This window comes from Streptomyces sp. LUP30, assembly GCF_001746365.1.
GTDB lineage: Bacteria > Actinomycetota > Actinomycetes > Streptomycetales > Streptomycetaceae > Streptomyces.
This window is the reverse complement of the sequence record NZ_MJAJ01000018.1, coordinates 183,418-196,968: the sequence shown is the minus strand read 5'-3', so window position 1 is coordinate 196,968 and position 13,551 is coordinate 183,418. Positions and strand designations below refer to the sequence as shown.

Sequence of the window (13,551 nt, the reverse complement as noted above, 5' to 3'; positions counted from 1 at the left end):
TTCGAGGACACCCCCGCCAAGGACCGCGACCCCGAGTGGTTCAAGCGCGCCGTCTTCTACGAGGTCCTCGTCCGCTCCTTCCAGGACAGCAACGGCGACGGCGTCGGCGACCTCAAGGGCATCACCGCCAAACTCGACTACCTGCAATGGCTCGGAGTCGACTGCCTCTGGCTGCCGCCCTTCTTCAAATCGCCCCTGCGCGACGGCGGATACGACGTGTCCGACTACACCGCCGTCCTCCCCGAATTCGGCGACCTCGCCGACTTCGTCGAGTTCGTCGACGCCGCCCACCAACGCGGCATGCGCGTCATCATCGACTTCGTCATGAACCACACCAGCGACCAGCACCCGTGGTTCCAGGAATCGAGGAAGGACCCCGACGGACCCTACGGCGACTACTACATGTGGGCCGACGACGACAAACAGTACGCCGACGCCCGCATCATCTTCGTCGACACCGAAGTCTCCAACTGGACCTTCGACCCCGTCCGCAAGCAGTACTTCTTCCACCGCTTCTTCTCCCACCAGCCCGACCTCAACTACGAGAACCCCGCCGTCCAGGACGAGATGATCTCCGCACTGCGGTTCTGGCTSGACCTSGGCATCGACGGCTTCCGCCTCGACGCCGTGCCCTACCTGTACGCACAAGAGGGCACGAACTGCGAGAACCTCCCCGCGACCCACGAGTTCCTCAGGCGGGTCCGCAAGGAGATCGACGCCGCCTACCCCGACACGGTGATCCTGGCAGAGGCCAACCAGTGGCCCGAGGACGTCGTCGACTACTTCGGCGACTACGCCTCCGGCGGMGACGAATGCCACATGGCGTTCCACTTCCCCGTCATGCCCCGCATCTTCATGGCCGTCCGCCGCGAATCGCGCTACCCCGTCTCCGAGATCCTCGCCAAGACCCCCGCGATCCCCGCCAACTGCCAATGGGGCATCTTCCTGCGCAACCACGACGAGCTCACCCTCGAAATGGTCACCGACGAAGAACGCGACTACATGTACGCCGAATACGCGAAAGACCCGCGTATGCGCGCCAACATCGGCATCCGCCGCCGCCTCGCACCCCTCCTCGACAACGACCGCAACCAGATCGAGCTCTTCACCGCCCTGCTGCTCTCCCTGCCCGGCTCACCGATCCTCTACTACGGCGACGAGATCGGCATGGGCGACAACATCTGGCTCGGCGACCGCGACGCCGTACGCACCCCCATGCAGTGGACCCCCGACCGCAACGCCGGCTTCTCCTCCTGCGACCCCGGCCGCCTCTCCCTGCCCACCATCATGGACCCCGTCTACGGCTACCAGGTCACCAACGTCGAGGCGTCCATGTCGTCGCCCTCCTCACTGCTGCACTGGACCCGCCGCATGATCGAGATCCGCAAACAGAACCACGCCTTCGGCCTGGGCACCTACACCGAACTGCCCTCCTCCAACCCCGCCGTCCTGGCCTTCCTGCGCGAACACGAGGACGACCTGGTGCTGTGCGTGCACAACTTCTCACGCTTCGCACAGCCCACCGAACTCGACCTCAGCCGCTNCCGTCTACGGCTACCAGGTCACCAACGTCGAGGCGTCCATGTCGTCGCCCTCCTCACTGCTGCACTGGACCCGCCGCATGATCGAGATCCGCAAACAGAACCACGCCTTCGGCCTGGGCACCTACACCGAACTGCCCTCCTCCAACCCCGCCGTCCTGGCCTTCCTGCGCGAACACGAGGACGACCTGGTGCTGTGCGTGCACAACTTCTCACGCTTCGCACAGCCCACCGAACTCGACCTCAGCCGCTTCAACGGGCGGTACCCGGTGGAGCTCTTCGGCGGGGTGCGCTTCCCGGCGGTCGGTGAACTGCCCTACCTGCTGACGCTGGCCGGGCACGGCTTCTACTGGTTCAGGCTGCGCAAGGACGCAGCCTAGAACCCCGAGGCGGGGCGGTTTCCCCTGCCCCGCCCGGGGCACGCATGAGTAACACCCCGACCCCCGCGGGGAAAGGAATGCGACGCCATGGCGGAAACGGTCACGCTCTCCGGCAAGACAGTCCCCGGCCTCCTCGGGTCACTGGATCCCCTGCTGCGCGAGTGGCTGCCACGGCAGCGCTGGTTCGCCGGCAAGGGGCGTCCGGTCACCGGGTTCTCGCTGGTCGCGGCCACCGAGCTGCTACCGGCCGACTCCAGGCTGGGGCTGTACCACCTGCTGGTGCGCGCCCGTCAGGGCCCGGGGCCCGGTGACTGCTACCAGCTGCTGCTCGGCGTCCGCGAGGCGCTGCCGCCCCGGCTGGCACCCGCGCTGATCGGGCACGTGGCCCAGGGGCCGCTGGCCGGGCGGACCGTCTTCGACGCCCTGTACGACGCCCGGCCCGCCGAGGTGCTGCTGGAGGCGCTGCGCACCCGGGCCCGGATCGGCACGCTGCGCTTCGAGCGGGATCCGGGGCAGGAGATCCGGTCGGGGCTGGTCCCGCGCCGGCTGACGGGCGAGCAGTCGAATTCGTCCGTCGTCTTTGGAGATACGTTCATTCTGAAGCTCTTGCGCCGGGTCGTGCCGGGCGTCAACCCCGACCTGGAGCTGCCGCTGGCGCTGGCCCGCGAGGGCTGCCCACGGGTGCCCGCGCCGACGGCGTGGCTGCAGGCCGACCTCGGCGAGAGCCAGGGCGGCGACGGCCAGGACGAGGACGAGTCCTTCGTCCTGGGCGTGCTCCAGCCCTATCTGCAGGGTGCCGCGGACGGCTGGGAGCTGGCGCTGCGGGAGCTGGCCAAGGGCGAGGACTTCGTCGCCGAGGCCCGGGCGCTGGGGCGGGCCACGGCCGAGGTGCACGGGGCGCTGGCCCGGGCGCTGCCCACGGCGACGCTGGGGCAGTCCCAGATAGGGCCGATGGTGGACGGCATGACCGAGCGGCTCGACGCGGCCGCACAGGCGGTGCCGGCGCTGCGCCCCTACGCGCCGGCGCTGCGCACCGCCTTCACGGCTCTGGCCGACCTCGCGGCCGAGGGCCGCACCTGGACCGCCCAGCGCGTCCACGGCGACCTGCACCTCGGGCAGTGCCTGCGCACGTCCGCCGGCGAGTGGACGCTGATCGACTTCGAAGGGGAGCCGGCCAGGCCGCTGGCCGAGCGGCGGATGCCGCAGCCCACCGTGCGGGACGTGGCGGGCATGCTGCGGTCCTTCGACTACGCGGCCCACTCGGCGGACCCGCCGGACCCTGGCTGGGCCCACGCCTGCCGGGCCGCCTACTGCTCCGGCTACGCCGAGGCGGCGGGCGTCGACCCGCGCACCGACCCCGTGCTGCTGCGGGCCTACGAGACGGACAAGGCGGTCTACGAGGTCGTCTACGAGGCCCGGCACCGCCCCGACTGGCTCCCCGTCCCCCTGTCCGCGATACATCGCCTCGCCGCACCCGACCTGCCTTGAGGAGGCTCCGTACGTGACTCCCACGAAGAAGGTCAAGAAGGCCGACGGGAAGAACGAGAATTCCGCCGTCGCACCCGCGCCGGATCCCTCCCCCGCGACGGCCGCTGCCCCCGCGCCGCCGGTGTCCCCCGCGCTGGACGCCGGCGACCGCGAGCGTCTGCTGCACGGCTCCCATCACGCCCCGCACTCGGTGCTCGGCGCGCATCCGGTGGCCGGCGGGGTCGTCTTCCGGGCGCTGCGCCCGTACGCCCGGTCCGTCACGGTGCTCGCGGGCGATCTGCGCGCCGAACTCCAGGACGACGGCGACGGCTTCTTCTCCGGCCTGCTGCCCCTGACGGAGGTCCCGGTCCACCGGCTGCTCGTCTCCTACGACGACGTGACCGTGGAGACCGAGGACGCCTACCGCTTCCTGCCCACGCTGGGCGAGCTGGACCTGCACCTGATCGGCGAGGGCCGGCACGAACAGTTGTGGACGGTGCTCGGCGCGCATCCGCGGGTCCATCAGGGGGTCAGCGGCACCAGCTTCTCCGTGTGGGCTCCGAACGCGCGCGGCGTGCGCGTGGCCGGCTCGTTCAACTTCTGGGACGGTACGGGGTTCCCGATGCGCTCGCTCGGCTCGACGGGCGTCTGGGAGCTGTTCGTGCCGGGTGTCGGCGAGGGTGAGCTGTACAAGTTCGACATCACCCGGCCCGACGGCTCGCACACCCTGCGCGCCGACCCGATGGCCCGGCGCACCGAGGTCCCGCCCGCGACCTCGTCGATCGTGGACGCCTCGCACTACGCGTGGGGCGACGAGGAGTGGCTGGCCCGGCGGGCCGCGATACCCGTGCACCAGGCCCCGTTCTCCGTGTACGAGATCCATCTGCCGTCCTGGCGGCCCGGCCTCACCTATCGCCAGCTCGCCGACCAGCTGCCCGCCTACGTCAAGGATCTGGGTTTCACCCACGTCGAGCTGATGCCGGTCGCCGAGCATCCCTTCGGCGGCTCCTGGGGCTACCAGGTCACCGGTTTCTACGCTCCCACGGCCCGGCTGGGCACACCGGACGACTTCAAGTACCTGGTGGACGCCCTGCACCGGGCCGGCATCGGCGTCCTGATGGACTGGGTGCCGGCGCACTTCCCGCGCGACGACTGGGCCCTCGCCGAGTTCGACGGGCGTCCGCTGTACGAGCACGAGGACCCGCTGCGGGCCGCGCACCCGGACTGGGGGACGCTGGAGTTCGACTTCGGCCGGCGCGAGGTGCGCAACTTCCTGGTGGCCAACGCGGTGTACTGGTGCGAGGAGTTCCACATCGACGGGCTGCGGGTGGACGCCGTCGCCTCGATGCTCTACCTCGACTACTCGCGCGAGCCCGGCCAGTGGACCCCGAACGAGCACGGCGGCCGGGAGAACCTGGACGCGGTGGCCTTCCTTCAGGAGATGAACGCGACGGTGTACCGCCGCAGTCCCGGCGTCGTCACCATCGCGGAGGAGTCCACGGCCTGGGACGGGGTCACGCGGGCCACCGACCACCCGGGACCGAGCGGCTTCGGCGGGCTCGGCTTCGGGCTGAAGTGGAACATGGGCTGGATGCACGACTCGCTGGACTACATGAGCCACGAGCCGGTGCATCGCAGGTACCACCACCACGAGATGACGTTCTCGATGGTGTACGCCTACAGCGAGAACTACGTGCTGCCCATCTCGCACGACGAGGTGGTGCACGGGAAGCGCTCGCTGGTGTCGAAGATGCCCGGCGACTGGTGGCAGCAGCGCGCCGCTCTGCGGGCCTATCTGGCGTTCATGTGGGCCCACCCCGGCAAGCAACTGCTGTTCATGGGGCAGGAGTTCGCCCAGGGCGCGGAGTGGTCGGAGGCGCACGGCCCCGACTGGTGGCTGCTGGATCCGGCGTACGGGGCCGAGGCGGACCACCGGGGCGTCCGGGACCTGGTGCGCGACCTCAACGCCGTCTACCGGGCGACGCCCGCGCTCTGGCAGCTGGACACCGACCCCGCCGGTTTCGCGTGGGTGGTCGGCGACGCGGCCGAGGACAACGTCTTCGCGTTCCTGCGCCACGACGCCGAGGGTTCCCCGCTGCTGTGCGTCAGCAACCTCTCGCCCGTGGTGCGCCACGACTACCTTCTGGGCGTCCCCGACGACGTGCCGGCCTGGCACGAGGTGCTCAACACCGACGCGTCCGCGTACGGAGGCAGCGGCGTCACCGGCCCCGACCCGGTCAAACCGGAGCCACAGGGCCGCCACGGCCACCCGGCGACCGTCCGCGTGACCCTGCCCCCGCTGGCGACGATCTGGCTGCGCCCGGCCTGAGCCGCCCCCGACCGCCCTGCCGGACGCGGAACCGGCGGCAGCGGCCGCCCGCCCCGCCGCCCAGCGGCCACCACGCCCGCTGTGACGGGTGCGGCGACCGCCGGGGACACGAGCGGGCCGGACGTCCCGGCCGCCGCCGACTGCCGCAGCCCCGGTGGCGGCGGTCCGGCCGGGAGCGGCCGGCGCACCGCCGGTCGGCACGGCCCGAGCCGTGCCTGTTCGGGTGCCGCGCCCGGCCGGGAGGGTGCGACGGAAGGCGTCAGGCCTCGGCGGACGCCGGAGAGGCGAGGGTGTCGGCCAGCGGCTTGGGCAGGGGGCGGCTGTGCAGCACCCCCAGCCGCTGGGTGGCGCGGGTCAGCGCCACGTACAGGTCGCTCGTGCCGTACCGCGCCGGCTCCACCACCAGCACGGAGTCGAACTCCAGGCCCTTCGACTGGCGGGGGTCCAGCAGGACGACCGGCCGCGTCAGGTCCGGCTCCGCGCCCGCGGTGATCCCGTCGAGCCGCGCCGCCAGCTTCCGGTGCAGGTCGCGCGGGGCGATGACCGCGAGCCGGCCCTCGGCGGGCGTCAGCTCGTCGACCGCCTCGGCCACCGCCTCGGCCAGGTCGTGGGTCGCGCGCGCCCACGGCCGCGCTCCCGTCGACCGCACGGAGCTCGGCGGTGCGAAGTCCGGGCGCTCGGCGCGCACCACCGCGGCCGCCACTTCCATGATCTCGGCCGGGGTGCGGTAGTTGACGCCGAGGCGGGTGTGCTCCCAGCGGTCCTGGACGTACGGCTGGAGGATCCGGTCCCAGGAGCCGACGCCCGCCGCCTCGGCGGTCTGCGCCGGGTCGCCGACCAGCGTCATCGAGCGGGTCGGGCTGCGCCGCATGAGCAGCCGCCAGGCCATCGGCGACAGCTCCTGCGCCTCGTCGACGATGATGTGCCCGAACGCCCAGGTCCGGTCGGCCGCCGCGCGCTCGGCGGCGCTGCGGTGGTCGTCCTCCTCGTGCCGCTCGGCGAACCGCTCGGCGTCGATGATGTCGTGCGCGGACAGGACCTCGGAGTCCTCCTCGTCCTTGTCGTCGAACTCGTAGGTGCGCGAGGCGTACGAGACGTCCAGGACGCCCTGGGCGTAGGCGACCTGCGTCTCGCGCTCCCGCTCGGCCAGCGCCCGCGCCACCCGTTCGTCGACGCCGAGCAGTTCGGCGGCCTCGTCCAGCAACGGCACGTCCGCGACCGTCCATGCCCGTGTCACCGGGCGGCGGATGACGGCCGCGTCGTCGTCGGAGACGTAGCCCACCGGGTCCGCGAGGAAGTCCGCGACCAGGCGCTGCGGGGTCAGGCGCGGCCACAGCTGGTCGACGGCGGCCCAGACCTCGGGGTTCTCGGCGAGTTCGTCGCGGATCTGGGTGATGTCGCTGGGGTCCAGCAGGTTCGTGCCGTCGAACGGGTCGGTGCCGATGCGTTCGGCGACCATGTCCGTGAGGGTGTTGAGGATGTGGCCCTCGAAGTGTTCGCGGGCCACGTTGTGCGGGAGGTCCGCGGCGCGGGTGCGCTCGCGGGCCATCTTCACCAGGCCGTCGTCGAGCATCAGGATCTCGCGGTCGTGCTCGATGGCGATCACCGGGTCGGGCAGCGCCTGCCAGTCGCGTACGACGTCGGCGAGCACGTCCGCCATGTCGGCGCGGCCCTTGACCGCGGCCGCCTCACGGGTGTCGGCCGCCGTGGCCCTCACGCCGGGGAAGAGCTCGCCGACCGTCGCGAGCAGCACGCCGGTCTCGCCGAGCGAGGGCAGCACCTCGCCGATGTAGCCGAGGAAGGCGGGGTTGGGTCCGACGATGAGGACGGCCCGCTTGGCGAGCAGTTCCCGGTGCTCGTAGAGGAGGTAGGCGGCCCGGTGCAGGGCGACTGCCGTCTTGCCGGTGCCCGGGCCGCCCTCCACGACCAGCACCCCGCGGTGCGGCGCCCGGATGATCTCGTCCTGCTCGGCCTGGATGGTCTGCACGATGTCGCTCATCCGGCCGGTGCGCGCGGAGTCGAGGGCGGCGAGCAGCACGGCGTCGCCGGTGGGGTCCTCGTGGCCGGTGCGGGTGGCGTCGCCGAGGTCGAGGATCTCGTCGTGCAGGGCGGTGACCCGGCGGCCTTCGGTGGTGAGGTGCCGGCGTCGGCGCAGCCCCATCGTGGTGTGACCGGTGGCCAGGTAGAAGGGGCGGGCGACGTCGGCCCGCCAGTCGATGAGGAGGGGGGTGCGCTCGGCGTCGTCGGTGCGCAGGCCGATGCGGCCGATGTGGTGGTTCGTGCCCGAGGAGAGGTCGATGCGCCCGAAGCACAGGGAGCCGTCCACGGCGTTCAGCGCGGCGAGGAGACCGGAGCGTTCGGCGACGAGGATGTCCCGCTCCAGCCGCGCCTGCATGGGCTTGTCGCCCTGGGCGAGGGCGTCGGTGACGCCGGCCTCGGTGTCCCCGCGCAGGGCGTCCACGCGTGCGTACAGCACGTCGATGAATTCCTGCTCGTGCAGCAATTCACTGTCAGGAAAGTCGGCGTTTGACAATTCCACTCCCGCCCGCATATACTGTGCTCACTGAGCTTCTTTGCGACTTGTTTCTCATGAAGTCGCGAATCATCGAATATACGCAGAGAAATCCCCCGAGCGCAATTGCTCGGGGGATTTCTCGTGTTCTGCCCGGGGTTACAGCACGTCGGACAGCTCCTCCAGCAGCCTCCGCTTGGGCCGGGCCCCCACCATCGCCTTCACGGGCTCTCCCGACCGGAACACCATGAACGTCGGCATCGACAGCACCTTGTAGGCGTTGGTCGTCTCGGGGTTCATGTCCACGTTCAGCTGCACGACCTTCAGCCGCTCGCCCTCCTCGGCGGCGAGCGCGGTCAGCACCGGCCCCATCTGCCGGCACGGCGGGCACCAGTCGGCGGTGAACTCCACCAGCACCGGCAGTTCCGCCCCGAGCACCTGCGCCCCGAAGTCCGCGTCCGTCACTTCCGCCACACCGTCGGCCTTGCTCATCGCGTCCGCCCTCCCAGCTCGCACACCGGATCCGGACCACCCGGAACCGTCGCATCGGCGGCCAGTTCGTCCCGTGCCCGCTCGGCCCTGACCAGCTGCTCGCCGACCTGGGCGCGCACCGCCTGCAGCTCGCCGATCAACTCGTCGAGCTCCGACAGCTTGCGCCGGTAGACCGCCAGCGACGCCGGGCAGGAGTCGCCCTCGGGGTGACCGGCCCGCAGGCACTCCACGAAGGGCCGGGTCTCCTCCAGGTCGAACCCGAAGTCCTGGAGCGTCCTGATCTGCCGCAGCAGTTCCAGATCGTCCTCGTCGTAGGTCCGGTAGCCGTTGTGGTTCCGCCGGGCGGGCAACAGCCCGCGGGACTCGTAGTACCGCAGCGTCCGGGTCGTGGTCCCGGCCCGCTCGGCCAGCTCTCCGATGCGCATGCCCTCGACGGTACGGCTTGACGCCGACGTCAAGGCAACACTCCCGGGACTCCCGACGCGCCCCCCGGACCGGGCCGGGCATTCCCGGGGAACAACGGCAAAAAGCCCGGCGCCGGGCCGGGCAGGGGGAAAGAGACCGGGCGGCCGAGCCACGGGGGAGTGCTCGGCCGCCCGGAGCGGGGGGGCGGATGGCCGGGTGTCCGGCCCCGGTTCAGGCGGGGCCGGACACCCGGAGCGCAGGGGCCCGGGATCCGGATCTCAGGCCTTGGCGAGTTCCTTCTCGCCCTCTTCGCGCTGCTCGGGCAGCTCCGCCGGGGCGGTGTCGTCGGCGACGTCGTCGTCGTGGTCGAGCAGGGTCTTCTCGTCGAACGGCAGACCACCGGCCAGCACCAGCTGGACGCGCTCCTTGTCGATCTCCTTGGTCCAGGTGCCGACCAGGACCGTGGCGACGGCGTTGCCCGCGAAGTTGGTCAGGGCGCGGGCCTCGCTCATGAAGCGGTCGATGCCGACGATGAGACCCATGCCGTCCACCAGGGCGGGCTTGTGCGACTGCAGACCACCGGCCAGGGTCGCCATGCCCGCGCCGGTGACGCCGGCCGCGCCCTTGGAGGCGACGAACAGGAAGAGCAGCAGCGGGATCTGCTCGCCGATCGACATCGGGGTGCCCATGGCGTCGGCGATGAACAGGGACGCCATGGTCATGTAGATCATGGTGCCGTCGAGGTTGAAGGAGTAGCCGGTCGGGACGGTGATGCCGACGACGGGCTTGCTGACGCCCAGGTGTTCCATCTTCGCGATGAGCCGCGGCAGCGCGGACTCGGAGGAGGAGGTGGACAGGATCAGCAGGAACTCACGGGCGAGGTACTTGAAGAACGTCAGGATGTTCAGACCCGTGAAGATCTTCAGCATCGCGCCCAGCACGATGAAGACGAACAGGAAGCACGTGATGTAGAAGCCGAGCATCAGCACGGCGAGGCTCTTGAGCGCGTCCACGCCCGCCGAGCCGACGACCGCGGCCATCGCGCCGAACGCGCCGACCGGAGCGGCCCACATGACCATCGCGAGGATGCGGAAGACGAGCCGCTGGATGTGCTCGACACCGCGCAGGATCGGCTGGCCGGACTTGCCCATGCCCTGCAGGGCGAAGCCGCACAGCAGCGCGATGAGCAGGGTCTGCAGCACGTCCGGCTGGGTGAAGGCGGAGACGATCGTGGTGGGGATGATGCCGAGCAGGAACTCGGTGGTGTCCTTGGCCTCCGCCGAGACCTGCGCCTGGCCGGTCTCCTTCACCGCATTGGTGATGTGCAGGCCGCTGCCCGGCTCCAGGATGTTGCCGACGACGAGGCCGATGGTGAGCGCCACGAGCGACATGACCACGAAGTAGCCGAGGGCGATGCCGCCGACCTTGCCGACCTTGGCGGCCTTGCGGACCGACCCGATGCCCAGCACGATCGTGCAGAAGATGATGGGCGAGATCATCATCTTGATGAGGTTGACGAAGCCGGTCCCGATGGGCTTCAGCTCGACGGCGAAGTCGGGGGCGGTGAGGCCCACCGTGATGCCGAGCGCCACCGCGATGATCACCGCGATGTACAGGTAGTGGGTGCGGTCCCGCTTGACCACGGGTGCGGCAGGTGCCGTATCGGGGGTGCTGCTGGCGGCCACGGCTGCCCTCCTTGACGTCTTCGTCGGCAATCACCGGCGTGCGGCTCACGTCCGGGGAGTTATGGGGGATGCGGTGACTCTCTCGCGAGCTGTGAGGGCGGTCACCCTTCCGTTCATTTAGTTCACGCTCGGCCGCGGGGGCACACTGACGGCATGCGCATCCCCGACCTGCCCCGACCCCGCAGCCTCGCCGGCCAGCTGTTCGCCATGCAGGCCGTGCTGATCGCGGTGCTCGTGGCGGGATACGCGCTGTTCACGTACGTCAGCGACCGCGACCAGGCCGAGCAGGCGGCACGCAGCCAGGCCACCGCGGTGGCCCGCTCCGTCGCCGACTCCCCCTCCGTGCGGGCGGCGATCCGCACGCCCCGCCCCACCACGGAGCTCCAGCCATACGCGCTGCGGATCATGCGGGACACGGACGTCGACTTCGTCACGATCATGAATCCGCAGGGCATCCGCTGGACCCACCCGGACGTGACCCAGATCGGCCAGCGCTTCCGCGGGAACACCGCGAAGGCGCTGCGGGGCGACACCTTCACCGAGACCTACACCGGCACGCTCGGCGCGTCCGTCCGCGCGGTCACCCCCATCGAGGACGGCGACGGGAGCGTCGTCGGCCTGGTCAGCGCGGGCATCAAGGTGGAGTCGATCAGCAAGCGCGTGCAGGACCAGGTGACGGCGCTGTTCGCGGTGGCCGGCGGGGCGCTGGCCCTCGGCGCGATCGGCACGTACGTCGTCAACGCGTCCCTGCGCCGGCACACCCACGGCATGAACGCGACGGAGCTGAGCCGGATGCACGACTACCACCAGGCCGCGTTGCACGCGGTGCGCGAGGGGCTGCTGATGCTGGACGGACAGTACAAGGTGGCGCTGATCAACGACGGAGGCTCCGAGTTGCTGGGCGTCTCCGAGGAGGTGGTGGGGCAGTCCGTCGCGGACCTCGGTCTGCCGGCTCCCCTGACAGGCGCGCTGCTGGCCTCCGAGCCGCGGGTGGACGAGGTGCACCTCGCGGCGGACCGGGTGCTCGTCGTGAACACCTCCCCGGTGTCGGGCGGCGAGCGCCGCGGCACGGTCGTCACCCTGCGCGATGTGACCGAACTGCAGTCGCTGATGGGCGAGTTGGACTCCGAGCGCGGCTTCACCCAGGCGCTGCGCTCACAGGCCCACGAGGCGGCGAACCGGCTGCACACGGTCGTCTCGCTGATCGAGCTGGGGCGGGCGCAGGAGGCGGTGGACTTCGCGACGGCGGAACTGGAGCTGGCCCAGGCGCTGACCGACCAGGTGGTCGCGGCGGTCGCCGAGCCGGTCCTGGCGGCGCTGCTGCTGGGCAAGACGGCACAGGCCAACGAGCGGGGCGTGGAGCTGGTGGTCTCCCAGGAGAGCACCCTGGACGACGGTGTGCTGCCGGAGTCCCTGCCCGCCCGCGACCTGGTGACGATCCTGGGCAACCTCATCGACAACGCGGTGGACGCCGCCCAGGGCAGCATGCGGGCCCGGGTGACGGTCACGGCGTCCACGCACGGCCCCGAACTGCTGCTGCGGGTGGCGGACACGGGAGCGGGGGTGGACCCCGCGCACGCCTCCCAGGTCTTCGAGCGCGGCTTCTCGACGAAGCCGTCCGGGCCGGGCGGCCGGGGCCTCGGACTGGCCCTGGTACGGCAGGCCGTGCAGCGGCACGAGGGGACCTTGTCGGTGGCCGAGGCCGAGGGCGGCGGAGCCGAGTTCGTGGTGCGCCTGCCGTTGCGGACGACGGCCGCGTCGGCGCCGGGAGGCAGAGGATGACGAGCGAAGAGCCGATAAGAGTGCTGGTCGTGGAGGACGATCCGGTCGCCGCGGACGCCCACGTCATGTACGTCGGACGGGTTCCGGGGTTCGTGGCCGTGGGCAAGGCGCACACCGGCGCGGAGGCCCGGCGACTGCTGGACCGCACGCCGGTGGACCTCCTCCTGCTGGACCTGCACCTCCCGGACGGACACGGGCTCCAACTGGCCCGCACGCTGCGGGCGGCCGGCTACCACGCGGACGTCATAGCGGTGACCTCGGCGCGTGACCTGACGGTGGTCCGCGAAGGCGTCTCGCTGGGGGTCGTGCAGTACGTGCTGAAGCCCTTCACGTTCTCGACCCTGCGCGACCGGCTGGTGCGGTACGCCGAGTTCCGGGGGGCGGCGGGCGAGGCGAGCGGTCAGGACGAGGTCGACCGGGCGCTCGCGACACTGCGCGCGCCGGGCCCCGCCGCGCTGCCCAAGGGCTTGAGCGCACCGACCCTGGAACGGGTGACGGAGACCGTCCGGCAGGCCCCCGAGGGACTGACGGCGGCCGGGGTGGCCGAGGCCGTGGGCATCTCCCGGATCACCGCCCGGCGGTATCTGGAACATCTGGTCGAGGCCGGACGGGCGGAGCGCAAACCGCTGTACGGGCAGGTGGGAAGGCCGGAGCTGGTCTACCGGTGGGTGCCGGGGCAGGTCAGGGGGCGCTGAGCCGGCCCGCTTCGACGCGGACCTCGACGACGACGACGTCGGCCCGGGTGCGGGCGCCGTCGCCCCGGAGGACACCGGGGGCGAGGGCTGGCGGAGGCGGACCGGCCCGTGCAGCAACGGCCGGGCGAGGCCGTACGGAGGGCGCCCAGCAGGCACCCGCCCGCGTCGGCGAGCAGCAGGGCCGCTCCCGGCTCCTGCCGTCGGCGGCCGTTCGCCCCCCGGCCCGCTCGTCGCCCGCCCGTTCGTCCCCCGCCCGCCCGTCG

9 protein-coding genes and 1 pseudogene are annotated in these 13,551 nt (G+C 71.4%); 6 read left to right on the top strand and 4 right to left on the bottom strand.

Features of this window, described 5'->3' with window-relative positions; translation table 11 throughout:
* The 4 genes and pseudogenes from treS to glgB all read left to right on the top strand — a co-directional run.
* A pseudogene (treS, locus tag BG482_RS17675) lies at positions 1-1,543 on the top strand (maltose alpha-D-glucosyltransferase); the annotation flags it as partial.
* A 1-nt stretch (position 1,544) separates the two neighbouring features.
* The coding region (locus BG482_RS41120) for an alpha-glucosidase C-terminal domain-containing protein (RefSeq protein ID WP_176741403.1) at positions 1,545-1,921 on the top strand (377 nt) is incomplete at its 5' end.
* Between the two features lie 87 nt (positions 1,922-2,008).
* Entirely contained in the window at positions 2,009-3,409 is a 1,401-nt protein-coding gene (locus BG482_RS17670; RefSeq protein WP_069769997.1) for a phosphotransferase, read from the top strand.
* Between the two features lie 13 nt (positions 3,410-3,422).
* Complete coding sequence (gene glgB, locus BG482_RS17665) at positions 3,423-5,717, top strand: 1,4-alpha-glucan branching enzyme (RefSeq protein WP_370745811.1); 2,295 nt, start codon at positions 3,423-3,425, stop codon at positions 5,715-5,717.
* 259 nt (positions 5,718-5,976) lie between these two features.
* On the opposite strand, the gene BG482_RS17660 is transcribed toward glgB, so the two are convergent.
* The 4 genes from BG482_RS17660 to BG482_RS17645 all read right to left on the bottom strand — a co-directional run bounded on the left by BG482_RS17660 (position 5,977) and on the right by BG482_RS17645 (position 10,811).
* Positions 5,977-8,268 (bottom strand): UvrD-helicase domain-containing protein, encoded by a 2,292-nt coding sequence (locus BG482_RS17660; protein WP_069769996.1) that lies wholly within the window; start codon positions 8,266-8,268, stop codon positions 5,977-5,979.
* Between the two features lie 120 nt (positions 8,269-8,388).
* Positions 8,389-8,721, bottom strand: a complete 333-nt coding sequence (locus BG482_RS17655) for a co-chaperone YbbN (protein WP_069769995.1) — start codon at positions 8,719-8,721, stop codon at positions 8,389-8,391.
* Positions 8,718-9,146, bottom strand: a complete 429-nt coding sequence (locus tag BG482_RS17650; protein ID WP_069769994.1) for a MerR family transcriptional regulator — start codon at positions 9,144-9,146, stop codon at positions 8,718-8,720. The genes BG482_RS17655 and BG482_RS17650 overlap by 4 nt, the downstream gene beginning before the upstream one ends.
* Before the next feature lie 258 nt (positions 9,147-9,404).
* The gene (locus BG482_RS17645; protein WP_069769993.1) at positions 9,405-10,811 is read right to left on the bottom strand and encodes a cation:dicarboxylate symporter family transporter; all 1,407 of its coding nucleotides are present in this window, start codon (positions 10,809-10,811) and stop codon (positions 9,405-9,407) included.
* Between the two features lie 153 nt (positions 10,812-10,964).
* On the opposite strand from BG482_RS17645, the gene BG482_RS17640 reads away from it, so the two are divergent.
* Together BG482_RS17640 and BG482_RS17635 are read left to right on the top strand one after the other, a co-directional pair.
* The gene (locus BG482_RS17640; protein ID WP_069769992.1) at positions 10,965-12,593 is read left to right on the top strand and encodes a sensor histidine kinase; all 1,629 of its coding nucleotides are present in this window, start codon (positions 10,965-10,967) and stop codon (positions 12,591-12,593) included.
* Positions 12,590-13,288: a response regulator gene (locus BG482_RS17635; RefSeq protein WP_069769991.1), complete on the top strand. Its 699-nt coding sequence runs from the start codon at positions 12,590-12,592 to the stop codon at positions 13,286-13,288. The genes BG482_RS17640 and BG482_RS17635 overlap by 4 nt, the downstream gene beginning before the upstream one ends.
* Positions 13,289-13,551 lie beyond the last annotated feature (263 nt).